The 24,619-nt window shown below is 60.5% G+C and carries 20 protein-coding genes; 14 read left to right on the top strand and 6 right to left on the bottom strand.

Going from position 1 to position 24,619, the window contains the following annotated elements:
* Nucleotides 1–40: 40 nt before the first annotated feature.
* Nucleotides 41–1,072 carry an amino acid ABC transporter substrate-binding protein gene (locus AOA60_RS14285; protein ID WP_017526224.1) on the bottom strand — a complete coding sequence of 344 codons (1,032 nt, stop codon included), beginning with the start codon at nucleotides 1,070–1,072 and terminating at the stop codon, nucleotides 41–43.
* A 348-nt stretch (nucleotides 1,073–1,420) separates the two neighbouring features.
* On the opposite strand from AOA60_RS14285, the gene AOA60_RS14280 reads away from it, so the two are divergent.
* Together AOA60_RS14280 and rhlB are read left to right on the top strand one after the other, a co-directional pair.
* Nucleotides 1,421–2,077: an alpha/beta hydrolase gene (locus AOA60_RS14280; RefSeq protein ID WP_099584956.1), complete on the top strand. Its 657-nt coding sequence runs from the start codon at nucleotides 1,421–1,423 to the stop codon at nucleotides 2,075–2,077.
* Nucleotides 2,078–2,172: 95 nt separating this feature from the next.
* Nucleotides 2,173–3,636 carry an ATP-dependent RNA helicase RhlB gene (rhlB, locus tag AOA60_RS14275; protein ID WP_177411600.1) on the top strand — a complete coding sequence of 488 codons (1,464 nt, stop codon included), beginning with the start codon at nucleotides 2,173–2,175 and terminating at the stop codon, nucleotides 3,634–3,636.
* A 147-nt stretch (nucleotides 3,637–3,783) separates the two neighbouring features.
* On the opposite strand, the gene moaE is transcribed toward rhlB, so the two are convergent.
* The 5 genes from moaE to AOA60_RS14250 form a co-directional block, all read right to left on the bottom strand.
* Nucleotides 3,784–4,233, bottom strand: a complete 450-nt coding sequence (gene moaE / locus AOA60_RS14270; protein ID WP_099584954.1) for a molybdopterin synthase catalytic subunit MoaE — start codon at nucleotides 4,231–4,233, stop codon at nucleotides 3,784–3,786.
* 2 nt (nucleotides 4,234–4,235) lie between these two features.
* Nucleotides 4,236–4,478 (bottom strand): molybdopterin converting factor subunit 1, encoded by a 243-nt coding sequence (moaD, locus tag AOA60_RS14265; RefSeq protein ID WP_099584953.1) that lies wholly within the window; start codon nucleotides 4,476–4,478, stop codon nucleotides 4,236–4,238.
* Nucleotides 4,475–4,948 carry a cyclic pyranopterin monophosphate synthase MoaC gene (gene moaC / locus AOA60_RS14260; RefSeq protein WP_099584952.1) on the bottom strand — a complete coding sequence of 158 codons (474 nt, stop codon included), beginning with the start codon at nucleotides 4,946–4,948 and terminating at the stop codon, nucleotides 4,475–4,477. Before moaC ends, moaD begins: the two co-directional genes overlap by 4 nt.
* A 75-nt stretch (nucleotides 4,949–5,023) precedes the next feature.
* Nucleotides 5,024–6,418, bottom strand: coding sequence for a PhoH family protein (locus AOA60_RS14255; protein ID WP_032886372.1), 1,395 nt, complete (start codon nucleotides 6,416–6,418; stop codon nucleotides 5,024–5,026).
* A gap of 322 nt (nucleotides 6,419–6,740) precedes the next feature.
* The gene (locus AOA60_RS14250) at nucleotides 6,741–7,865 is read right to left on the bottom strand and encodes a polysaccharide deacetylase family protein (RefSeq protein ID WP_099584951.1); all 1,125 of its coding nucleotides are present in this window, start codon (nucleotides 7,863–7,865) and stop codon (nucleotides 6,741–6,743) included.
* A 119-nt stretch (nucleotides 7,866–7,984) separates the two neighbouring features.
* On the opposite strand from AOA60_RS14250, the gene yaaA reads away from it, so the two are divergent.
* The 12 genes from yaaA to AOA60_RS14185 all read left to right on the top strand — a co-directional run bounded on the left by yaaA (nucleotide 7,985) and on the right by AOA60_RS14185 (nucleotide 24,513).
* Nucleotides 7,985–8,764: a peroxide stress protein YaaA gene (gene yaaA / locus AOA60_RS14245; protein WP_099584950.1), complete on the top strand. Its 780-nt coding sequence runs from the start codon at nucleotides 7,985–7,987 to the stop codon at nucleotides 8,762–8,764.
* Between the two features lie 899 nt (nucleotides 8,765–9,663).
* The gene (locus AOA60_RS14240) at nucleotides 9,664–10,980 is read left to right on the top strand and encodes a nucleotide sugar dehydrogenase (protein ID WP_099584949.1); all 1,317 of its coding nucleotides are present in this window, start codon (nucleotides 9,664–9,666) and stop codon (nucleotides 10,978–10,980) included.
* Nucleotides 10,981–11,062: 82 nt separating this feature from the next.
* Nucleotides 11,063–12,544, top strand: a complete 1,482-nt coding sequence (gene alg8, locus AOA60_RS14235) for a mannuronan synthase (RefSeq protein WP_160385045.1) — start codon at nucleotides 11,063–11,065, stop codon at nucleotides 12,542–12,544.
* A gap of 36 nt (nucleotides 12,545–12,580) precedes the next feature.
* Nucleotides 12,581–13,747: an alginate biosynthesis protein Alg44 gene (locus tag AOA60_RS14225; RefSeq protein WP_099584947.1), complete on the top strand. Its 1,167-nt coding sequence runs from the start codon at nucleotides 12,581–12,583 to the stop codon at nucleotides 13,745–13,747.
* Between the two features lie 110 nt (nucleotides 13,748–13,857).
* A complete protein-coding gene (gene algK, locus AOA60_RS14220) occupies nucleotides 13,858–15,282 on the top strand; it encodes an alginate biosynthesis TPR repeat lipoprotein AlgK (RefSeq protein ID WP_099585025.1) in 1,425 nt (474 codons plus the stop codon).
* A complete protein-coding gene (locus AOA60_RS14215) occupies nucleotides 15,279–16,763 on the top strand; it encodes an alginate export family protein (RefSeq protein ID WP_099584946.1) in 1,485 nt (494 codons plus the stop codon). The genes algK and AOA60_RS14215 overlap by 4 nt, the downstream gene beginning before the upstream one ends.
* A complete protein-coding gene (gene algG / locus AOA60_RS14210) occupies nucleotides 16,763–18,331 on the top strand; it encodes a mannuronan 5-epimerase AlgG (protein WP_099584945.1) in 1,569 nt (522 codons plus the stop codon). The genes AOA60_RS14215 and algG overlap by 1 nt, the downstream gene beginning before the upstream one ends.
* 11 nt (nucleotides 18,332–18,342) lie before the next feature.
* Complete coding sequence (locus AOA60_RS14205; RefSeq protein WP_099585024.1) at nucleotides 18,343–19,791, top strand: alginate O-acetyltransferase; 1,449 nt, start codon at nucleotides 18,343–18,345, stop codon at nucleotides 19,789–19,791.
* A gap of 8 nt (nucleotides 19,792–19,799) precedes the next feature.
* Nucleotides 19,800–20,909 carry a mannuronate-specific alginate lyase gene (locus AOA60_RS14200; RefSeq protein ID WP_099584944.1) on the top strand — a complete coding sequence of 370 codons (1,110 nt, stop codon included), beginning with the start codon at nucleotides 19,800–19,802 and terminating at the stop codon, nucleotides 20,907–20,909.
* A gap of 202 nt (nucleotides 20,910–21,111) precedes the next feature.
* Nucleotides 21,112–22,644: an MBOAT family protein gene (locus AOA60_RS14195; protein WP_099584943.1), complete on the top strand. Its 1,533-nt coding sequence runs from the start codon at nucleotides 21,112–21,114 to the stop codon at nucleotides 22,642–22,644.
* An 11-nt stretch (nucleotides 22,645–22,655) separates the two neighbouring features.
* The gene (locus AOA60_RS14190) at nucleotides 22,656–23,840 is read left to right on the top strand and encodes an alginate O-acetyltransferase (RefSeq protein WP_099584942.1); all 1,185 of its coding nucleotides are present in this window, start codon (nucleotides 22,656–22,658) and stop codon (nucleotides 23,838–23,840) included.
* A 16-nt stretch (nucleotides 23,841–23,856) separates the two neighbouring features.
* Complete coding sequence (locus AOA60_RS14185) at nucleotides 23,857–24,513, top strand: alginate O-acetyltransferase AlgF (protein ID WP_099584941.1); 657 nt, start codon at nucleotides 23,857–23,859, stop codon at nucleotides 24,511–24,513.
* Nucleotides 24,514–24,619 lie beyond the last annotated feature (106 nt).

The following is a 24,619-nucleotide window of genomic DNA, read 5'->3' as shown; positions in this document are numbered from 1 at the left end:
ACCCGGCGGTTGGCCCACCGGGTGACAGAACCATCAGCGATCAGCGCACAGGGGGTGCGTATTGAATGCCGCCGTTGTTCCACAGCGCGTTCAGGCCACGGTCGATTTCCAGCGGGGTGCTCTTGCCCAGGTTGCGCTCGAACACTTCGCCGTAGTTACCGACTTGCTTGACGATCTGTACGACCCAGTCTTTCTTCACTTTCAGGTCTTTGCCGTATTCGCCGTCAGCACCGAGCAGACGTGCAACGTCAGGGTTCTTGGTGGACTTGGCTTCAGCTTCAACGTTTTTGGAGGTGATACCGGCCTCTTCAGCGTTGAGCATGGCGTAGCCTACCCAGCGCACGATAGCCAGCCACTCGTCGTCGCCATTACGCACGACCGGGCCCAGGGGTTCCTTGGAAATGGTTTCCGGCAGAACCACGTAGTCCTTCGGCGAGGCCAGCTTGCTGCGCTGGGCGAACAGTTGGGACTTGTCGGAGGTCAACACGTCGCAACGACCGGATTCCAGCGACTTGGCGCTTTCGTCGGAGGTGTCGAAGGTGATCGGGGTGTATTTCAGACCGTTGCCACGGAAGTAGTCGGAAACGTTCAGCTCGGTGGTGGTACCGGCCTGGATGCAGATGGTTGCACCGTCCAGTTCCTTGGCGCTTTTGACGCCCAGCTTGTTGTTTACCAGGAAGCCGATGCCGTCGTAGTAGGTAATGAAGCCCGGGAATTTCAGGCCCATGCCTGCGTCACGGGAGCTGGTCATGGTGGTGTTGCGCGAAAGGATGTCGACTTCGCCGGACTGAAGCGCGGTGAAACGCTCCTTGGCGTTCAACTGGCTGAACTTGACCTTGGTCGCGTCGCCGAACACAGCAGCGGCTACAGCGCGGCAAACGTCAGCGTCGATCCCGAGGATCTTGCCACTGGCATCCGGTACCGAGAAACCCGGCAAGCCGTCACTCACACCGCATTGCACAAAGCCTTTCTTCTGCACGGCGTCCAGAGTGGCGCCAGCTTGGGCGAAACCACTGACACCCAGTACAGCGGCCGCGGAAACGATGGCCAGGGTGGATTTCAATACCTTCATTCAAACCTCCAAATACGCTCTTGTTGTGTCGAAGCTCCGAACCTCAGCGCACCCTTATGAGGCGATATCGACCCGTGTTGGTTTTTTTTAGGGCCGAGCGGCATGAGGCTGTCGCGGTAATTCCAGCTGCTTTCCTACAAGCGGCACTCACTGATAGTGTTACCGTCACAAGAAAGTTCTGACATCGACCTACACGTAGCAAGGCGCGTACCAGAGTCGCGGCTGAGTCGTTTCAGCCCATGGTCAATAGAAAAAGATTCAGCCTTGCGACATTCTCTTAACAGATCAACCTCTAGCGCACCGTTCCGTCGCACTTAATCGGAGCGCACGCACATTTATGGAGCAGACATGACCGACCCCTTGATTCTTCAGCCCGCCAAGCCCGCAGACGCCTGCGTAATCTGGTTGCATGGCCTGGGTGCCGATCGCTACGACTTCTTGCCGGTGGCTGAAGCGTTGCAGGAAGAATTGCAGACCACCCGCTTTGTATTGCCCCAGGCGCCGACCCGTGCGGTGACTATTAATGGCGGCTACGAGATGCCGAGCTGGTACGACATCAAGGCCATGAGCCCGGCGCGTTCCATCAGTCTGGAAGAGCTGGAAGTATCGGCAAAAATGCTCACGGATTTGATCGAGGCCCAGAAGAGAACCGGAATAGACGCTTCGCGAATTTTTCTTGCGGGTTTTTCCCAGGGCGGCGCCGTGGTCTTCCACACTGCGTTTATGAATTGGGAAGGCCCGCTGGGTGGCGTCATCGCCCTCTCCACTTACGCGCCTACCTTTGGTGATGAGCTGGAATTGTCGGCCAGCCAGCAGCGCATTCCGGCCCTGTGCCTGCACGGCCAGTACGACGACGTGGTACAGAACGCCATGGGCCGTACGGCGTACGAGCACCTGAAGAGCCGTGGTGTCACCGTGACATGGCAGGAATACCCAATGGGTCACGAAGTGTTACCTGAAGAGATACGCGATATCGGCACTTGGCTGGCCGAGCGCCTGCGCTGAAATCCACGTTTATGTAGCCGTATGACAGACGCACTACGCCGCGCCCGATTCTTGCATTACACTGGCCGGCGTACATTCCTTAACCAATTAATGAGATCACCGTGCTCAAAGCACTCAAGAAGATGTTCGGCAAAAGCGAGGCTGAGCCGCTCGCGCCTGTTCCCAGTGCTCCTGTCCCCTCCTCCGGCAGCCGCAATGACGGCCAACAGCCCGGCCGGACCGCACCTGTCGCGCAGCCGAAAACGCCGCCGGTGACACCGCCCGAACAGGCGACACCTCAGGCTGAAGCCGCGCCAGCCCCGAAGCCGCGCCGGGAACGTGCGCCCAAACCGGTCGTCATTCCCTGGAAACTCGAAGACTTCGTCGTCGAGCCCCAGGAAGGTAAAACCCGCTTCCACGATTTCAAACTGGCTCCGGAACTGATGCACGCCATCCAGGACCTGGGCTTCCCTTACTGCACGCCGATCCAGGCGCAGGTGCTTGGCTTCACCCTCGCCGGCAAAGACGCCATCGGCCGTGCCCAGACCGGCACCGGCAAGACCGCCGCGTTCCTGATCTCGATCATCACCCAGCTACTGCAAACACCGCCGCCGAAAGAGCGCTACATGGGTGAACCGCGCGCGCTGATCATCGCCCCGACCCGGGAGCTGGTGGTACAGATCGCCAAGGACGCCGCCGACCTGACCAAGTACACCGGCCTCAACGTGATGACCTTCGTCGGTGGCATGGACTTCGATAAACAGCTCAAGCACCTCGAAGCCCGCCACTGCGACATCCTGGTCGCCACCCCTGGCCGCCTGCTGGACTTCAACCAGCGCGGCGACGTGCACCTGGACATGGTCGAAGTGATGGTGCTGGACGAAGCCGACCGCATGCTCGACATGGGTTTCATCCCGCAAGTGCGCCAGATCATTCGCCAGACCCCGCCGAAAAACGAGCGCCAGACCCTGCTGTTCTCCGCGACCTTCACCGAAGACGTGATGAACCTCGCCAAGCAGTGGACCACCGACCCGTCCATCGTCGAGATCGAAGCGCTGAACGTCGCCAGCGAAAACGTCGAACAGCACATTTACGCTGTGGCCGGTGCCGACAAGTACAAGCTGCTCTACAACCTGATCAACGACAACGGTTGGGAGCGCGTCATGGTGTTCGCCAACCGCAAGGACGAAGTACGCCGTATCGAAGAGCGCCTGGTGCGCGACGGCGTCAACGCCGCGCAACTGTCGGGCGATGTGCCGCAACACAAGCGCATCAAGACGCTGGAAGGTTTCCGCGAAGGCAAGATCCGCGTGCTGGTGGCCACTGACGTCGCCGGGCGCGGGATTCATATCGACGGCATCAGCCACGTGATCAACTTCACCCTGCCGGAAGTGCCGGACGACTACGTGCACCGGATTGGCCGTACCGGCCGTGCGGGTGCTGCGGGTGTGTCGATCAGCTTTGCGGGAGAAGATGACTCGTATCAGTTGCCGTCGATCGAGACCTTGCTGGGCCGCAAGATCAGCTGCGAGACACCGCCGACGCACTTGCTGCGAGCCGTGGAGCGCAAGCGCCCCTAAGGCTTGGAATGCAGTAAAAATGTGGGAGGGGGCTTGCCCCCGATGGCGGTGTATCAGTCATAACATCATTGACTGACACCCTGCCATCGGGGGCAAGCCCCCTCCCACATTTGATTTGAGGTGATTTTAAGAGAGGTGTTCGGCGGGCTATTTCCAGCGATCCGCGGCAGCGTGGTCGCTGTCCCGCCCTTCCACCCAGCGCGCCCCTTCGGGGGTGTTCTCTTTCTTCCAGAACGGCGCCCGGGTCTTCAAGTAATCCATCACAAACGCACACGCATCAAACGCCGCCTGGCGATGGGCACTGGCGGCCGCGACAAACACAATCGGCTCACCCGGCTCCAACGCGCCAACGCGGTGCAGCACTTCGAGCTTGAGCAGCGGCCAGCGTTGCTCGGCTTCCACGGCGATCTTGGCCAAGGCCTTTTCGGTCATGCCGGGGTAATGCTCCAGGAACATCCCCGACACATCGCGGCCGTCATTGAAGTCGCGCACATAACCGACAAAGCTCACCACCGCGCCCACGCCCACGTTGGCCGCGTGCATCGCGTTGACTTCGGCACCGGGATCAAACGCCTGGACCTGCACACGGATGGCCATGCTCAGCCTCCGGTCACTGGCGGGAAGAACGCGACTTCATCGCCTGCTTGCACCGGTTCGTCGAGGCTGCACAACTCCTCGTTGCGGGCGCACATCAGGCTCGTCTCGTTGAGGACGGCAAACTCGGGGTCACCGGCCAGCGCCAGGCGCACGGCATCAACGGTGGCAAACTCACCTTCCATCTCCAGCGAATCGAAGCCCACCGCTTCGGCATAGCGCGCAAAAAACAGTACGTTAATGCTCATACTTGATCCGCCTTGAAATGCCCGCTCTTGCCGCCCAGTTTTTCCAGCAGGCGAATACTTTCGATGGTCATGCCGCGATCCACGGCCTTGCACATGTCGTAGATCGTCAACGCCGCAACACTGGCAGCGGTCAACGCTTCCATCTCCACGCCGGTCTGCCCGGACAGTTTGCAGCGCGCCACGATATGCACGGCGTCCACGCCATCGGCGCTCAGTTCAACCTTGACGCCGGTGAGCATCAACGGATGGCAAAGGGGGATCAAGTCACTGGTTTTCTTGGCAGCCTGGATCCCGGCGATGCGGGCCACGGCAAACACGTCGCCCTTTGGGTGGGCGCCGTCGACAATCATTTGCAGGGTGCCTGGCAACATGCGCACCCGCGCTTCAGCCACCGCCTCACGGAACGTCACGGACTTGTCGGTGACGTCGACCATATGGGCGCGACCTTGGGAATCGAGATGAGTCAGCACAGCGATACTCCTGATCAGGAGCCGCGAGTGTAAACCATGTGGGAGGGAGCAAGCGCCCTCCCACAGTGACCGCGTTTACAGATGGGATTCGGCGTATTCGGCCAGAATCGAGCGAGGCACCCCTTGCAGCGCAATGTGCACGCCGTTGGGGAAGTCTTTGAAGCGTTCCGTCAGGTAGGTCAGCCCGGAGCTGGTCGCGGACAGGTAAGGGGTGTCGATCTGCGCCAGGTTGCCCAGGCAAACCACTTTTGAACCGGCGCCGGCACGGGTGATGATGGTCTTCATCTGGTGCGGCGTGAGGTTCTGGCATTCATCAATCAAAATCAGGCTTTGCTGGAAGCTGCGACCTCGGATGTAGTTGAGGGATTTGAACTGCAACGGCACTTTGCTGAGGATGTAGTCGACGCTGCCATGGGTGTTTTCGTCATCCATGTGCAAGGCTTCGAGGTTGTCGGTGATCGCCCCCAACCATGGCTCCATTTTTTCCGCTTCGGTGCCGGGCAGGAAACCGATTTCCTGGTCCAGGCCCTGCACGCTACGGGTGGCGATGATGCGGCGATAGCGCTTGGTGACCATGGTCTGCTCGATAGCAGCGGCCAGGGCGAGGATGGTTTTACCGGAACCCGCGGCGCCGGTCAGATTGACCAGGTGGATGTCCGGGTCGAGTAGCGCGTACAGCGCCAGGCTCTGGTAGATGTCACGCGGTTTCAGGCCCCAGGCTTCCTGGTGCAGCAGGGGTTCCTGATGCAGGTCGAGGATCAGCAGCTTGTCGACCTGAATCTCCTTGATCCAGCCTACAAACCCCTGTTCGTCGATGATGAATTCATTGATGTGCACGGCCGGCAGGTTGTCGATCAGTTGCACCTGATGCCAGGTGCGGCCGTGGTCCTGACGGGTTTCGACCTTGCTCACGAGGTCCCAGAACGAGCCGGTCACTGTGTGATAACCCCGGGACAGCATTGAAACGTCATCGACCAGTTGGTCGGTGCTGTAGTCCTCGGCCGCGATCCCGCACGCTCGGGCCTTGAGGCGCATATTGATGTCTTTGGTCACCAGCACCAGGCGCAGGTCCTTGTCGCGCGCGTGCAGGTCGATCAATTGGTTGATGATTTTGTTGTCGTTGAGGTTTTCCGGCAGCAGGCTGTTGGGCTCGCTGCGCTTGCTCATCAGGATCGACAGCAAGCCCTTGGGCCCGCTTTTGCCACGCTGGATCGGCACGCCGACTTCAACATCCTCGGGTGAGGCTTCGCCCAGGGTCTTGTCGATCAGGCGGATGGCCTGGCGGCATTCGGCGGCAACGCTGTGGTGCCCACTTTTGAGCTTGTCGAGTTCCTCTAGCACAATCATCGGGATGGCGACGTGGTGTTCTTCGAAGTTAAGCAGTGCGTTTGGATCGTGGATCAGTACGTTGGTATCAAGCACATAAAGGATTGGCTGGTCGGAAGAAGGGGTGCGTCCATGATCATCCATACTCGGTCACCTTTGTGGGAGCCAGTCGACGCAATACCACGACAGTGCTGCGCCTCGATTGACCGCCGAACACACCGCAAAAGGAGTCTTGGAAGACGCCACCTGTGGTGCAGGTTTCGGCGATCTGACTTCGTAATACCGCAAAACCCATGACAGAAAAAAGCACTTTGACGCTTTTTTGAAGTTTATTTTTCAGGATGACGAATAGCACTAGCCGAGTGCCATGCACCCCGTTAAAGTCGGAAGTCCGCCTGCCTCGAAACGTCGCACAAAATCACCCCCATTTCGCCTTAAACCCAACAGGGGCGGGCACTTCATCTTTTTAACGAAAGGCTTCCCGGCAGTCCTGCCAACCCAAGCCACTTTGCGCCGTTGCCTGTAGCAACAGAGGCAATGCGACCCGCGCCTTGTCCTGGGTGTCGTGGAACACAATCACCCCTTTGCGCCACAGCAGCATCAGCGTGAGCACGCGCTGCATCGACTCATCGGCCTTGAGCTTGCCCGGCTCGTCCTGGGAATCGATGTCCCACAATGCCACCTGCAAGCCCTGCTGCTGGAAAAAACCCTGGCTGTCCGCACGACGCTGCCCATAGGGCGGGCGGAACAGCGGCACATAGTTTTCCGGCATCAGGTTCTGCGCCAGCGCGGCACTGCGGGTGATGGAGCTTTGCCAGTCGACCCAATGGCTATGGGACCGGTACTGCCAGCCCTGGGTGCCGACGCACTGGCCCTGGTACAACGCCTCCACCTCAGCGGCGGAACTGCGCTCAACGCGGGTTTGCAGGCTGCTGCCGAGGGCAAAGAAGGTGGCGTTCATCTTCTGCTTGCGCAGGTAGTCGGCGAGCCAGTCGGTATTGCCACTGACCGGCGCCGGGCCGCCGTCGAAGGTCAGCAGGAACAGACGGTCGTTGAACTCGTCGCCGTTACGTTCATGGTCGCCGAACCGCGCGACTTCGCTGCTGATCTGCGGGAACAACGCGGCTTTGCGCAGCAGTTCGTCCAGGTAGCGTTCGTGGAAGGTATGGCTGGGGGCGGACCAGCCTATATAGAAGGAGTCTTCGCTGACTTCGAACTTGCCGGCCTGTTCGCGCAGGTCGTCCATGTTTTCCACCAGGTAGCAGAACGAGGCATCCACCTCGCAGCTCTGTTGGGCGACGGTGTAGTTTTCCAGCAAGCGTTGCCAGAGCTGGCGGCGCAGGTCGTCGATGGCGGCCTGGTTGATGATCTTCAGGCCCAGGCGCTGTTTGAGCGCTGCGTCGCCCAAGGACTCACTGGCCAGCAGGCTGCGGGCGAACATCAGGATTTCGGCGCGCGAGGCGACGTCGAACAGCGCAGGGCTGCTGAGTTTTTCGGGCCAGGTGCCACGGTCCAGGCTGGCGACGTCCGTCGGCGCCGCATGGGCGTTCAGGCTTAACAGGCACGCGGCCAATAACAGTGCTATTCGCACACAGGGTCTCCCTCTCCAGAGTCGTCGGCCACTATAGCGGATCGCGCCTATCGGCATCATAGGTGGAGTCAAACCGCCCCAGCCCCTAGAATCCCCCCACGATTACAGGAGACGACTTCATGCTGATGGTGATTTCCCCCGCCAAGACCCTCGATTTCGAGTCAAAACCGGCGACCCCACGCTTCACCCAGCCGCAATATCTCGACCACTCCCAGGAGCTGATCGAACAATTGCGCGAGCTGAGCCCGGCGCAAATCAGTGAGCTGATGCACGTTTCCGACAAAATCGGCGGCCTCAACGCCGCACGTTTCGGCAGCTGGACGCCGGCCTTCACCCCGGAGAATGCCAAGCAAGCCCTGCTCGCTTTCAAGGGCGATGTGTACACCGGCCTCAATGCCGATACCTTCACCGATGCCGACTTCAGCTACGCCCAAGACCATCTGCGCATGCTCTCGGGCCTCTACGGCCTGCTGCGCCCGCTGGACCTGATGATGCCGTACCGCCTGGAGATGGGCACCAAACTGGCCAACGCCCGTGGCAAGGACCTGTACGCATTCTGGGGCACGCGCATCAGCGAATGGCTCAACGAAGCCCTGGCCGAGCAAGGCGATGATGTACTGCTCAACCTGGCATCCAACGAATACTTCTCGGCGGTCAAGCGCACGGCCCTGAAGGCACGGATCATCAATACCGAGTTCAGGGACTTCAAGAACGGCCAGTACAAAATCATCAGTTTCTACGCGAAAAAAGCCCGGGGCATGATGAGCCGCTTCGTGATTGAAGAGCGCATCAACGATCCGGCCAAGCTCAAACAGTTCGATGTGCAGGGCTATCGCTTCAATGCGGAGCAGTCCAAACCGGACAACCTGGTGTTTTTGCGCGATCACGCACCGGAATAAGGCCTCGCAGCCTTCTTTCAAACAATGAGATCCAAATGTGGGAGGGGGCTTGCCCCCGATGGCGGTGTGTCAGCCAGAGATAAGCTGGCTGATCCACTGCAATCGGGGGCAAGCCCCCTCCCACATTTTTGTCCGCATTTCACACCATGAATCGTCAAATTTATGGCGTCAAAAAAAATCCAGACACATCCCTAACATTTATTTCACTCGACATTTCCGATTTTTTTTCGTAGTGGCACCACTTTTTTTAAACACTAGTGGCACAAAACTATCCCACCGCGCCAACTCCCTGTAACTACTGGCTCAAATAGCAAGTGCTATCAATATAGTACCAGTGCCATCTCGGTTAATATTTCAAGAAATTTCCACGCTCGGGATAGGCGGTCTGGAACTTCGTCCAAAAGCACGGCTCATACCACCGGTAACGAAATTCTCTGATTCTGTAAGAGATGACTTACATGGCGACCAACGGAAGTAGCGAAGTTGTCACATTGAACTTTGACTCATTGGTCATATTGCCAACCGATTAATCAAGAGCGGCGACAAGGATGATTTGCTTCTCCCTATAAGGCCAGGGCCAAACCTCCCCTAATGGTCAGTGAGTCAACCCAAGGCATTGATATTTAAAGGTTTGCAGCCTCTATCAAAGCCCTGCGGCACTGGCGCCAGGCCCTTCTCCCAGGAAGGCCGGCTGCATTTGAGGGCAGGTCCCAACAACAAGGCCACGTTGCGCACAACTTGAGTGCACTAGTTAGCCACTCACTATTTAACATGCCTGTACGCGGTAAGTCGGCGTCTATTCGCCCAACTTTCGTGGCATCAGTGACGCTTGCAAACATGAACTCCGGCCATTAATTGGCATGTTTAACACAGTCTTGAATGACAAAGAGGTAAATGCGATGCGCATCAGCATATTTGGTCTAGGTTACGTTGGCGCAGTGTGTGCCGGTTGCCTGTCTGCCCGTGGCCACGAAGTGGTCGGCGTAGACATCTCCAAGGATAAGATCGACCTTATCAACGCTGGCAAATCGCCAATCGTTGAACCGGGTCTGGGCGAGCTGTTGAGCCAGGGTATCGAAACCGGTCGACTGCGCGGCACCACCAACTTCGCCGAAGCCATCCGCGATACCGACCTGTCGATGATTTGCGTCGGCACGCCGAGCAAGAAAAACGGCGACCTGGAACTCGACTACATCGAAGCCGTGTGCCGCGAAATCGGTTTTGTCCTGCGTGACAAAGCCACCCGCCACACCGTAGTGGTGCGCAGCACCGTGCTGCCGGGCACCGTGGCCAACGTGGTCATCCCGATTCTCGAAGACTGCTCCGGCAAGAAAGCCGGCGTCGACTTCGGTGTCGCGGTCAACCCTGAATTCCTGCGTGAATCCACCGCCATCGCCGACTACGACCTGCCACCGATGACCGTCATCGGCGAGTTCGACAAAGCCTCCGGCGATGTCCTGCAGTCGCTGTACGAAGAACTCGACGCGCCGATCATCCGCAAGGACATCGCCGTTGCCGAGATGATCAAGTACACCTGCAACGTGTGGCACGCCACCAAGGTGACCTTCGCCAACGAGATCGGCAACATCGCCAAGGCCGTCGGCGTCGATGGTCGTGAAGTGATGGAAGTAGTCTGCCAGGACAAGACCCTCAACCTGTCCCAGTACTACATGCGCCCAGGCTTCGCGTTCGGCGGCTCGTGCCTGCCAAAAGACGTGCGTGCCCTGACCTACCGCGCCAGCTCCCTGGACGTGGAAGCGCCGTTGCTCAACTCGCTGATGCGCAGCAACGAGTCCCAGGTGCAGAACGCCTTCGACATCGTTTCCAGCCACGACAAGCGCAAAGTCGCCCTGCTGGGCCTGAGCTTCAAGGCCGGCACCGACGACCTGCGTGAAAGCCCGCTGGTAGAACTCGCGGAAATGCTGATCGGCAAGGGCTACGACCTGAGCATCTACGACAGCAACGTCGAGTACGCCCGTGTCCACGGTGCGAACAAGGACTACATCGAAGGCAAGATCCCGCACGTGTCGTCCCTGCTCAACTCGGACTTCGACGACGTGATCAACAACTCCGACGTGATCATCCTGGGCAACCGTGACGAGAAATTCCGCGCCCTGGCGCAGAACGCACCGCACGGCAAGCAAGTGATCGACCTGGTGGGCTTCATGTCCAAGGCGACCTGCACGACCGGTCGCACCGAAGGCATTTGCTGGTAACAGCAACGGCAAGTTCCGCGCTGCACCTGTCCTGATCCCCAGCAGGTGCAGCCGGAGCCTTCTTCACCTTCGGATGACGCTTATGTCCAAGTTAAAACACGTACTGCTCCAATCCGCCGGCTGGCTGTTCTTTCTGAGCCTGCTGATGGGTCTCGCCCTGCTGTTGCCGGCGAGTACGTTCGACTCCGAGTCGAAGAATTTTATTTTCCTGATTGGCGCCGTCGGTATCTGGCGCTACTCGATGGGTGCTACGCATTTCTTTCGCGGCATGCTGTTTTTGTACGTGGTCTACCCGCACCTGCGCCGTAAAGTGCGCAAGCTGGGCAAGGCCGCCGACCCATCCCATGTGTTCCTGATGGTTACCAGTTTCCGGATTGATGCGCTGACCACCGCGCAGGTCTACAGCTCGGTGATCCGCGAAGCCATCGAATGCGGCTTCCCCACCACCGTGGTCTGCTCGCTGGTGGAAATGTCCGATGAGCTGCTGGTCAAGAGCCTCTGGGAAAAGATGAACCCGCCGGACCACGTCAAGCTCGACTTCGTGCGCATCGCCGGCACCGGCAAGCGTGACGGCCTGGCCTTCGGTTTCCGTGCCATCTCCCGCCACCTGCCGGACGACCGCGCCGTCGTGGCGGTGATCGATGGCGACACCGTGCTCGCCGAAGGCGTAGTACGCAAGACGGTGCCGTGGTTCCAGCTGTTCGGCAATGTCGGCGGCCTGACCACCAACGAGTTCTGTGAAGTGCGCGGCGGCTACATCATGAGCGAGTGGCACAAACTGCGCTTCGCCCAGCGCCACATCAACATGTGCTCCATGGCCCTGTCCAAGCGCGTGCTGACCATGACCGGTCGCATGTCGGTGTTCCGTGCCAGCGTCGTGACCGACCCGGGCTTTATCGCCGACGTGGAAAGTGACTCGCTGCAACACTGGCGCCTGGGCCGCTTCAAGTTTCTCACCGGCGACGACAAGTCCAGCTGGTTCAGCCTGATGCGCCTGGGCTACGACACCTTCTACGTGCCGGATGCCGCGATCAACACCGTGGAACACCCGCCGGAAAAGAGCTTCATCAAGGCCAGCCGCAAGCTGATGTTCCGCTGGTACGGCAACAACCTGCGCCAGAACTCCCGTGCCCTGGGTCTGGGCGTACGCCGCCTCGGTCTGTTCACCAGCGTGGTGCTGTTCGACCAGCGCGTGTCGATGTGGACCTCCCTGCTCGGCCTGACCGTGGCGATCATCGCCACCTTCAAATACGGCGGCGCGTTCATCCTCGCGTACCTGCTGTGGATCGGCATCACCCGCCTGATCCTCACGCTGCTGCTGTCGTGCTCCGGCCACAAGATCGGCCCGGCTTACCCGGCGATTCTCTATTACAACCAGATCATGGGCGCGCTGGTGAAGATCTACGTGTTCTTCCGCCTTGATCAACAGTCCTGGACCCGCCAGGACACCAAACTGACCCGCGATTTGGCCAGCTTTCAACGTTGGTTCAACACCTGGTCGTCTCGGACCATGACCTTCTCCGCCGGCAGCATCTTCGTCGCCGTTTTGCTGATGATGGTCTGAACCTGCCAAGCCTGAATTAACTTAGGAATACACCTGATGAATAGCCAAGCAAACGTCAACGTTGTCCACGAATCCGAAGCCCAGCGCCAACACGCACGGGTCAAAATCCCGGCCAAACTGCGCTTTTTCGGTAATGACGGCAAACCCACCGAAGCGCGGGTGATCGACCTCTCCGCCGGCGGCCTGGCATTCACTGCGACCCAACCGCTGAACGTTGGCGAAGTGCACAAGGGCCGCCTGCAGTTCGTGATCGACAACCTGGGCCTGGCGATGGACGTGGAGTTGCAGATCCGCTCCCACGACCGCCAGAGCGGCCGCACCGGTTGCCAGTTCCAGAACCTGGAGCCACAGGATATCTCGACCCTGCGCCACCTGATCACGTCGCACTTGTCCGGCGACATCGTGTCCATGGGCGACGTGCTGGCGACCCTGCAACGCGACAACTTCACCAAGGCACGCAAGGTCAAGGACGGCGGCAGCGGCATGACCGCGTTCGGTCGCCTGCGCGCCGTGGTGTTCAGTGCCGGTATCTTCATCGTTGGTCTGGCGGCGTTCGGGTTTGTCTTCAAGTCGGTGTACGGCATGTACTTCGTCAGCCACGCCCAGGCCGGCCTGGTGAGCGTGCCCGGCATGAACGTGACCATGCCGCGCGACGGCACCGTGCAAAGCCTGCTCAAAGGTGACGCGATTGCCGCCAAAGGCGCGCCACTGGCGACCTTCAGCACCAGCATGCTCGATGTGCTCAAGGGCCACCTGGACGAAGATCAACTGCAACCGGCCAAGGTCGAAGAACTGTTCGGCAAGCAAATGACCGGCACCCTGACTTCGCCGTGTGATTGTGTGGTCGCCCAGCAAATGGTCGCCGACGGTCAGTACGCCAGCAAAGGCGATGTGATCTTCCAACTGGTGCCACGCGGCGCCCCGGCCAATGTGGAAGCACGTTTCACTTATCGCCAGTTCGCCGACGTGCGCCCAGGTACGCCAGTGAGCTTCCAGGTCGCCGACGAAGACCAGGTGCGCACCGGCACCATCGTCAGCAGCACCAGCCTGAACAGCGCCGACCTGTCCTCCGACATCCGCGTCCAGATCAAGCCTGATGCACCGCTGGACAGTGCCTTCGCCGGCCGCCCGGTGGAAGTCACCAGCGACCGTGGCCCATCGCTGAACTGGCTGATCGATAAAGCCATGGCGCACGGTCTGTAAGCGAGGACATGCCTGTGAACCCTATCTCAATAACAACACCGACCCATGTGGGCGCCGGGCTTGCCCGCGATGCAGGCGACTCGGTACATCAGTTGCACCGCGCCGATACCATCGCAGGCAAGCCAGCTCCCACACAAAGCAGATCGCACTTCGCCTCGGCCTATTGCGCGCTGGCCCTTGCGGTCAGCCTCGCCGGTTGCGCCGGCCTGCCCGACCAACGCCTGGCCAATGAAGCGCTCAAGCGTGGCGACACGGCCACCGCGCAGCAGAATTACCAGCAACTGGCAGACCTGGGTTACAGCGAGGCCCAAGTGGGCCTGGCCGATATCCAGGTAGGCACCCGCGATCCGGCGCAAATCAAACAGGCCGAAGCCACTTACCGTGCCGCGGCGGACACCTCGCCGCGCGCCCAGGCGCGCCTCGGCCGCCTGCTGGTGGCCAAGCCTGGCGCCACCGAAGCCGAGCACCATGAAGCCGAAGGCCTGCTGAAAAAAGCCTTTGCCAATGGCGAAGGCAATACCCTGATTCCGCTGGCGATGCTGTACCTGCAATACCCGCACAGCTTCCCGAATGTGAACGCCCAGCAGCAGATCAGTAAATGGCAGGCCGCCGGTTATCCGGAAGCCGGCCTGGCCCAAGTGCTGCTGTATCGCACCCAGGACACCTACGACCAGCACCTCGATGATGTGGAGCGCATCTGCAAAGCCGCGCTGAACACCACCGACATCTGCTACGTCGAACTGGCCACGGTTTATCAGAAGCAAGCCGCGCCGGAAAAACAGGCCGAGTTGCTCAAGCAGATGGAAGCCGGCTACAGCCGTGGCACCGTCACCGCCCAGCGTGTCGACAGCGTCGCTCGTGTGCTGGGCGATGCCACCCTCGGCACGCCGGACGAAAAAACCGCCCAGGCCCTGCTGGAAAAAATCGCCCCCGGCTACCCGGCATCCTGGGTCAGCCTGGCGCAGCTGCTCTACGACTTCCCGGAACTGGGCGACGTCGACCAGATGATGAAGTACCTGGACAACGGCCGCGCAGCCGACCAGCCGCGCGCCGAATTGCTCCTGGGCAAGCTCTACTACGAAGGCAAGTGGGTCCCGGCAGATGCCAAGGCCGCCGAGGCGCATTTCGAAAAAGCCGTGGGCCGTGAAGTGGCCGCCGATTACTACCTCGGCCAGATCTACCGCCGTGGCTACCTGGGCAAGGTCTACCCGCAAAGAGCCCTGGACCACTTGCTGACCGCTGCGCGCAACGGCCAGAACAGTGCCGATTTCGCCATCGCCCAACTGTTTTCCCAAGGCAAGGGCACCAAGCCCGACCCATTGAACGCCTATGTCTTCAGCCAATTGGCCAAAGCCCAGGACACCCCGGAAGCCGTTGAGCTGGCCACCCAGCTCGAAGCGCCCCTGACGCCGGAACAACGCGCCCAAGGCCAACGCCTGGTGCAACAGGAACTGGCCACTCGCGGCACCCTGGCCCAGAGCTCGTTGCAACTGCACGCCCTGGATGAAGAAGAAGACGGCGAGGAATCCCTATGAAGCTCAACCCATTCGTCAAGGCCGGCATTGGCCTGACCTTTGCCCTGCTGTGGTCGTGCCCGACCCTGGCCGCGCTGACCGAAGCCAAGAACTTCGGCCTGGAAGTGAAAATCACCGGCCAGTCCGAAGATGACCGCGACCTGGGCACGCAAAAAGGCGGCGACGTCAACGGCGTCGGTATCGACCTGCGCCCGTGGATCTACGGCGAAAGCGGCAACTGGAGCGCTTATGCGATGGGCCAGGCGGTTGCCTCCAGCGACATCATCGAGACCGACACCCTGCAACAGTCGGCCGATGACGAAAACCAGCAAACCACCAACAACGACCGCAAGACCAAGAAAAACTACTTGGCGATGCGCGAGTTCTGGGTCGGCTACAGCGGCTTCACGCCCTACCCTGGCGAGATCCTCAAGCTCGGCCGCCAACGCCTGCGCAATGACGACGGCCAATGGCGCGACACCAACATCGAAGCGCTGAACTGGACCTTCGACACCACCTTGCTCAAAGCCAACGTGGGCGTCGCCGAACGCTTCAGCGAATACCGCACCGACCTCAAGGAACTGGCGCCCGTCGACAAGGACCGCCAGCACCTCTACGCCGACGCCGCCTACCAGTGGACGCCCGGCCAATGGATCGGCCTGCGTGGTCACCACACCCATGACAACGGCAAGCTCGACTACCCGGAACCCGGCCAGCCGACCGACTCGTTGGACAAACGCGAGAACGGCGACCTGACCTGGCTCGGCATCGAAGCCAACAGCGACGCCTATAACTGGCGCAACACCAACACCGTCAACTACTGGGCAAGCATCACGGGCATGCGCGGTGATCGCGACAAGGTCAACGCGCTCAAGTCTGACGGCACCCGTCCCGACCAGGCCAAGAACAGCGACGACCTGAGTGGTTGGGCCACCGATATCGGCGTGCGTCTGCGCCTCGACCCGCAATGGCAAGTGGGTGCGGCCTACGCCCGCGCCAGCGCCGACTACGAGCAGAACGGCCTGCAAAGCAACCGTTCGAACTGGACTGGCACCCAGTCCCGCGTGCACCGCTTCGGCGAAGCGTTTCGCGGCGAGATGAACAACATGCAGTCCATGAGCCTGTTCGGTTCCTGGCAGCTGCGCGAGGACTACGACGCCAGCCTGGTCTACCACAAGTTCTGGCGCGTGGACGGCAACAAGCCGGTGAGCAGCAACGGCATCGCCGCGCTGGATAACACCACCGACGCCGCCGGTGACATTATCGCCAGCACCTCCCTGCCACTGGCCGACGGCAAGAAAGATCTGGGTCAGGAGATGGACCTGGTCGTCACCAAGTACTTCAAGAAAGGCCTGCTGCCGGCCGCGCTCAGCCAGTCGGTTGACGAACCCTCGGCCCTGGTGCGTTTCCGTGCCGGCGTGTTCAAACCGGGCGACGCCTATGGCAGCAATGTCGACTCCTACATGCACCGCGCCTTTGTCGACGTGGTCTGGAAATTCTGATGGGAGCCTGCGCCATGAATCCTCAAAGCCTGCTCGTCGCGGCCATGCTGCTGGCCAGCGCCTCGGCCCTGGCCGACACGCCGGCCAAGGCGCCGACCATCGCCAAGGAACTGCAACAGGCCAAGACCTACACCATTTCCAGCCCGCCCACCGCGCCGCTGGAAATGGCCAAGCCGGCCCTGCCGGACCTGTCGGGCTACACCGCCGCCGCGATGGAAAAGAAGATCGTGCGCAGCAAGCCCGGCAAAATCAGCATCCGCCGCATGATGCAGGAAGACGCCCTCAAGGACTTTATCGGCGGCGACAACAAGATGGCCGAATGGGTGGTGCGCCAGCACGGCATTCCCCAGGCGATTTTTGTCGACGACGGCTACATGAACCTCAAGGACTTGCTGGGCAAAGTGCCCAAGCAGTACTTCAGCGAAACTTCGCCGGGCGTATTCCTGGCCAAGTTGCCGATCGTGGTCGGGCGCAAGGGCATCCTGGACATCGACAACAAGACCCAGGAGCTGCGCCTGTCCCAACAGGCCGGTTCGTTCCTGATCAACGACGGCCAGCTGTTTGTGCGTGACACCAAAGTCACCGGCTGGGACGAGAAGGCCAACGGCCCGGCGCTGTTCAAGTCGCCCAAGGAGTTCCGCCCGTTCCTGCTGGCCTGGGGCGGCACCGAGACCTACATCTCCAAGACCAAGATGGCCAGCTTCGGCTACGCCAACAGTAAGTCGTACGGGGTGAGTATTTCCCAGTACACGCCGAACATGGCCAAGGTGCTCAAGCGCGCGGAACCGACCGGCTGGATTATCGATTCCGAGTTCTCGGACATGTGGTACGGCTTCTATTGCTACGAGACCACGGGCTTTGTGATCAAAGGCAATACCTACAAAGACAACATCGTCTACGGCATTGACCCCCACGACCGTTCCCACGGTCTGATCATCGCGGACAACACCGTCTACGGCACCAAGAAGAAGCACGGCATCATCATTTCCCGGGAAGTGAACGACAGCTTCATCTTCAATAACCGCAGCTACGACAACAAGCTCTCGGGCCTGGTACTGGACCGTAACAGCGTCAACAACGTGGTGGCCGACAACGAGTTCTACCGCAACCATACCGACGGCATCACGCTCTATGAGAGCGGCGATAACCTGCTGTGGGGCAACAAGGTGATCAGCAACCGTCGCCACGGCATTCGGGTGCGCAACAGCGTGAACATCAAGCTGTACGAAAACACCTCGATGGCCAACGGCCTGACCGGCGTCTACGGCCACATCAAGGATTTGACCGACACCGACCGCGACATCGCCCTCGACCCGTTCGACGCCAAGGTCTCGCTGATCGTGGTCGGCGGTGAGCTGGCCGGTAACGGCAGCGGGCCGCTGTCCATCGACTCGCCGCTGAGCATCGAGCTGTACCGCGTGTCGATGCTGGCGCCGACCAAATCCAGCGGCATCAGCTTCTCCGGCGTTCTTGGCGAGCGCCAGGAAGAAATTCTCGACCTGCTGGTGCGCCAGCAGAAAGCCGTGCTGATCGACCCTGTCGAACGCCAGACCGAAATGCAGGACTGAGGATGACCCTTATGCACCCACACATGATCAAACTGCTGAGCCTCTCGGGTCTGACCCTCGGCCTGCTCGCGGCCAGCCAGGGCGTACGCGCCGACGAGCTGAAGGCTCCGACCTTCACCGCCGAGCCGTGCTGCAGCCTGTGCCCGGCCGCCCATGACGCGAAGAACTACACCACGCGCTACCAGCAGAACTTCACCACCCTGGTGCAAGCCCAGGGCGACTGGCTGTTCCGCACCCAGGAAGACCTGCGCACCGAATTCGACACCAGCCCCGCCGGCTACAAGCGCATGCAACAGCTGCACGATGCGTTCAAGGCCAAGGGCGTGGAACTGGTGGTGGTCTACCAGCCGACCCGTGGCCTGGTTAACCGCAACAAGCTCAACCCGGAAGAAAAAGCCAAGTTCGACTTCGACAAGGCCCTGGGCAACTACAAAACCATGCTCGGTCGTTTCGCCAAGATGGGCTACGTGGTGCCGGACCTGTCGCCGTTGACCAATGAGCAACTGCCGGATGAACTGCCGGCCCACGATTTCTACTTCCGTGGCGACCAGCACTGGACGCCATACGGCGCCCAGCGCACCGCGAAGATCGTCGGCGCCAAAGTGCGTGCCATGCCCGAGTTCGCCGATATTCCCAAGCGTGAATTCGAGACCAAGCGCTCCGGGCGCATGGGCAAGACCGGCACCCTGCACAACATGGCCGGGCAACTGTGCGGCACCAGCTACGCGATCCAGTACATGGACCAGTTCACCACCGAGCCGAAGGGCGAAGCCGGTGACGGCGACCTGTTCGGCGATTCCGGCAACCCGCAGATCACCCTGGTGGGCACCAGCCACAGCGGCAAGAACTACAACTTCGCCGGCTTCCTGGAACAGGAAATCGGTGCCGACATCCTCAACGTCGCCTTCCCCGGCGGAGGCCTGGAAGGCTCGATGATCCAGTACCTGGGCAGCGACGAATTCCAGAAAACCCCGCCGAAAATCCTCATCTGGGAGTTCTCGCCGCTATACCGCCTGGACCAGGAGACCATCTACCGCCAGATGATGTCGCTGCTGGACAACGGCTGCGAAGGCAAGACCGCGCAGATGAGCGCCAACACGACGTTGAAACCCGGCAAGAACGAATTGATGGTTAACAGTTCGAACAAAGACCTGCGCAACGCCAACCATCAGGTTGATATCCGCTTCGCCGATCCGTCGGTGAAAACCTTGCAAGCCACCCTCTGGTACATGAACGGGCGCCACGAGGACATCAAGATCGAGAAACCCGAAACATCCGATACAGACGGGCGTTTCGCCTTTGAACTGCGCACCGATGAAGACTGGGCCTCGCAGAACTTGCTGGCCGTGGAAGTGCAGGGCCCCGAAGCGGGCGCTGCGGCGCAGAAGGTCGAAGCGAAAATTTGCACACGCAACGTATTCGCCGCCGGTGGTCAACAGACTGCATCAACGGGGCAATGAGGTTACTTATGCAGAAGTTATTGATTCCATCGTTGCTCGGCCTGGCGATCTTTGCCGGCGCAGCCAACGCCGCCGCGCCACTGCGTCCGCCCCAGGGCTATTTCGCACCGATCGAAGCGTTCAAGACCGGCGACTTCAAAAATGATTGCGACAGCATGCCGACGCCGTACACCGGCCCGCTGCAATTTCGCAGCAAGTACGAAGGCTCCGACAAGGCCCGTTCGACGCTGAACGTGCAGTCGGAAAAGGCCTTTCGTGACAGCACCGCCGACATCACCAAGCTGGAAAAAGACACCAGCAAGCGCGTGATGCAGTTCATGCGCGACGGCCGCCCGGAGCAGCTTGAATGCACGCTGAACTGGCTGGTGTCGTGGGCCAAGGCTGACGCGTTGATGTCCAAGGACTTCAACCACACCGGCAAGTCCATGCGCAAATGGGCGCTGGGCAGCATGGCCTCGGCCTATGTGCGCCTGAAGTTCTCCGACTCGCACCCGCTGGCCAACCACCCGCAGGAAGCCCAACTGATCGAAGCCTGGTTCAACAAACTGGCCGATCAGGTGGTGAGCGATTGGGACAACCTGCCCCTGGAAAAAACCAACAACCACTCCTACTGGGCCGCCTGGTCGGTGATGGCGACGTCCATCGCCACCAACCGTCGCGACCTGTTTGATTGGGCGGTGAAGGAATACAAAGTCGGCGTGAACCAGGTCGACGACCAGGGCTTCCTGCCCAACGAATTGAAGCGTCAGCAGCGGGCCTTGTCGTACCACAACTACGCCCTGCCGCCACTGTCGATGATCGCCAGTTTTGCCCTGGTCAACGGTGTCGACCTGCGCCAGGAAAACAACAGCGCGCTCAAGCGCCTGGGCGACAAAGTGCTGGCCGGGGTCAAGGACCCGGAGATCTTCGAGCAGAAGAACGGCAAAGAGCAGGACATGAAGGATTTGAAGCAGGACATGAAATTCGCCTGGCTCGAACCCTTCTGCACCCTCTACACCTGCGCCCCGGATGTGGTGGAGCGCAAGCATGGGATGCAGCCGTTCAAGACGTTCCGCCTCGGCGGTGACCTGACCAAGGTCTACGACCCGGCGCACGAAAAAGGCAACAAAGGTTCCTGACGAAACGCGGTGAATAAAAAATGTGGGAGGGGGCTTACCCCCGATAGCAATGGCGACTGTTACACCGCCATCGGGGGCAAGCCCCCTCCCACATTTGAAGCCGGTTTCGACAGTGAGATTGCAATACAACCCTCCCCGAAATTCGTGGGGGGTTTGGGGGGGCTGCGGCCCTTGACTGTTGGTTAAACATGGAGAGATCGGGATGGTTTTCTCGTCCAATGTGTTCCTGTTTCTGTTCTTGCCGATCTTTCTCGGCTTGTACTACTTGAGCGGGCAACGCTATCGCAACCTGCTGCTGCTGATTGCCAGCTATGTGTTCTACGCCTGGTGGCGAGTGGACTTCCTGGCGCTGTTCGCCGCCGTCACGCTGTGGAACTACTGGATCGGCCTCAAGGTCGGTGCAGCCGGCGTGCGCACCAAGCCGGCCCAACGCTGGCTGCTGCTCGGCGTGGCCGTCGACCTGTGCATCCTCGGCTACTTCAAGTACGCCAACTTCGGCGTCGACAGCATCAACGTCATGATGAAGTCGGCGGGCCTTGAGCCGTTCATCCTCACCCACGTGCTGTTGCCGATCGGGATCTCGTTCTACATTTTCGAGTCCATCAGCTACATCATCGACGTGTACCGTGGCGACACCCCGGCGACCCGCAACCTGATCGACTTCGCGGCGTTCGTGGCGATTTTCCCGCACTTGATTGCCGGCCCTGTTCTGCGTTTTCGCGACCTGGCCGACCAGTTCAACAACCGCACCCACACCCTCGACAAGTTCTCCGAGGGCTGCACGCGGTTCATGCAGGGTTTCATCAAGAAGGTGTTTATCGCCGACACCCTCGCGGTGGTGGCCGACCATTGCTTCGCCCTGCAAAACCCGACCACCGGCGACGCCTGGCTCGGCGCGCTGGCCTACACCGCGCAGCTGTACTTCGACTTTTCCGGCTACAGCGACATGGCCATCGGCCTGGGCTTGATGATGGGTTTCCGCTTCATGGAAAACTTCAAGCAGCCGTACATCAGCCAGTCGATCACCGAGTTCTGGCGCCGCTGGCACATCAGCCTGTCCACCTGGCTGCGTGACTACCTGTACATCACCCTGGGCGGTAACCGTAAAGGCACGCTGACCACCTACCGCAACCTGTTCCTGACCATGCTGCTGGGCGGCCTGTGGCACGGCGCCAACATCACCTACATCGTGTGGGGCGCCTGGCACGGCATGTGGCTGGCGATTGAAAAAGCCATTGGCCTGAACACCGCGCCGCGCAGTTTCAACGTGTTGCGCTGGGCCTTCACCTTCCTGCTGGTGGTGATGGGCTGGGTGATCTTCCGCGCCGAAAACCTGCACGTCGCCGGCCGTATGTACGGTGCGATGTTCAGCTTTGGCGAGTGGTCGCTGTCGGAACTCAACCGCGCCAACCTCACCGGCCTGCAAGTGGCAACCCTGGTGGTGGCGTACGCAACCCTGGCGTTCTTCGGCCTGCGCGATTTCTACACCAACCGCCCTGCGGAAAAAACCAAGCCTGTCGACCCAAGCCTGATCAAGGCCGTACCGGGCGACAACCCCGGCAGCATCCACCAGCCAGGTTTCACCGTTGGCCAGGACGCCGCCGTGCAACCGGCCTACTGGACCGCTGACTGGCCACGCTACGCCATGCGCGCTGCGGTGCTGCTGCTGTTCGTGGCGTCGATTCTCAAACTGTCGGCGCAGAGTTTCTCGCCGTTCCTTTACTTCCAATTCTGAGGGAGCCGACCATGACCCGTTCATTACGCGTCCTCTATATCAGCCTGTTCATGGTGCTGCTGCTGGCACTCGGCGCCTGGTCGCTGCGCAGCTTTCTGGGCTTCAGCACCAACGCTGAGGCCACGGTGCTCAATGGTCGCTGGACCAAGGCCGTCGAGACGCACTACGACGACGAGTTCCCGATCAAGCGCATCGGCACCAACCTCTGGGCCGCGCTGGACTACAAGCTGTTCAATGAAGGCCGCCCCGGCGTGGTGCTGGGCCGCGATCATTGGTTGTACAGCGACGAGGAGTTCAACCCCGCCGTCAACGAGGACCAGAACCTGCAAGGCAACTACGCGCTGGTCGAAGGCGTACGCCAGAAGCTCAAGGCCCAAGGCATCCAACTGGTGATGGCGATCGTGCCGGCCAAGGTGCGCCTCTACCCGGAACACCTGGGTGAAGTGAAACCGGCGAGCATCCACGCCAACCTGTACCAGGACTTCCATGCCCGTGTCGCCGCCGACAACATCCCGGCGCCCGACCTGCTCGGCCCGTTGCAACAGGCCAAGCTGGGCGGCAAGCAAGTGTTCCTGCGCACCGACACCCACTGGACGCCGGATGGTGCCGAAGTCGCGGCCAAGCAGTTGGCCAAGGCGATTGCCGACAAGACCCCGCTGAGCGGCGAGCCTCAGCGCTTTGTCACCGAGGCCGAAAAGACCGAGCCGCACAAAGGCGACCTGCGTCTGTTCCTGCCCCTGGACCCGCTGTTTGAAAACCTGATGCCGCCTAAAGAGCCGCTGGAAAAACGCGTCACGCACCTGGCCGAAACCAAAGGCGACGACGCGCTGTTCAGCGACAGCGAAACCCCAGTGGCACTGGTCGGCACCAGCTACAGCGCCAACCCCAACTGGAACTTCGTCGGTGCCCTCAAGCAAGCCCTGGGCAGCGACGTGGTCAGCTACGCAGAAGACGGCCACGGCCCGATCCTGCCGATGCTCAGCTACCTGAAAAGTGACGACTTCAAGAACAGCCCGCCACAGGTGCTGATCTGGGAGTTTCCTGAACGCTATCTGCCTGTGAACAACGAAATCGGTGATGCCGACCCTGCGTGGGTTGCGCAACTTAAACAAGCCGGTTCACGCCAACAAAACATGGCACTGAACACCCCAGTTAAAAACCAAAAATCCGAGACGCCCGACCGGGCGCAAAACTGAAAGAGAGGTAACTCACATGACTTTCACTACAACTCCTCGTCGTCTCGCTAAAACCCTGGCCATTGCTGCCGGTCTGAGCTTCGTATCGATGTCCGCCTTCGCCGGTGGCGATGCGGCGCTCTACGGCCCTACCGCGCCAAAAGGTTCGAGCTTCGTACGTATCTACAACGCCAGCAACCAGGAAGTCAGCGCCACCGTGGGCAACACCAACCTCAGCGAGGTTGCGCCACTGGCCAGCAGTGACTTCAGCTTCATGCCGGGCGGTGACTACAGCGCCAAGGTTGGCAGCCAGACCCTGCCGGTCAAACTCGCCGCCGACCACTACTACACCCTGGTCAACAGCGGCAGCGGCCAGCCTCAGCTGATCGAAGAACCGCCGTTCAAGAACAAGCAGAAGTCCCTGGTGCGCGTGCAGAACCTCAGCGACAAGGCCCTGACCCTCAAGACCGCTGACGGCAAGACCGACGTGGTCAAGTCGGTAGCCGCCAAAGGCCGTGGCGAGCGTGAGATCAACCCGGTGAAGGTAAGCCTGGCGCTGTATGACGGTGACAAGAAAGTCGGCGATGTGAAGCCGGTTGCCCTGGAGCGCGGTGAAGCAGCGGTGCTGTATGTCACCGGTTCCGGCAGCAGCCTGTCGCCAGTGTGGGTGAAACGCCCCGTGTCGACCCGCTAACTATTCCCCTGTGGGAGCCGGGCTTGCCCGCGATGGCATCACCTCGGTGTCACTGACAGACCGAGTCGCCTGCATCGCAGGCAAGCCAGCTCCCACAGGGACCGAG

It is taken from the genome of Pseudomonas sp. 2822-17 (genome assembly GCF_002742485.1).
Taxonomy (GTDB): Bacteria; Pseudomonadota; Gammaproteobacteria; order Pseudomonadales; family Pseudomonadaceae; genus Aquipseudomonas; species Aquipseudomonas cyclaminis.
This window is presented reverse-complemented; position numbering and strand designations above follow the sequence as displayed.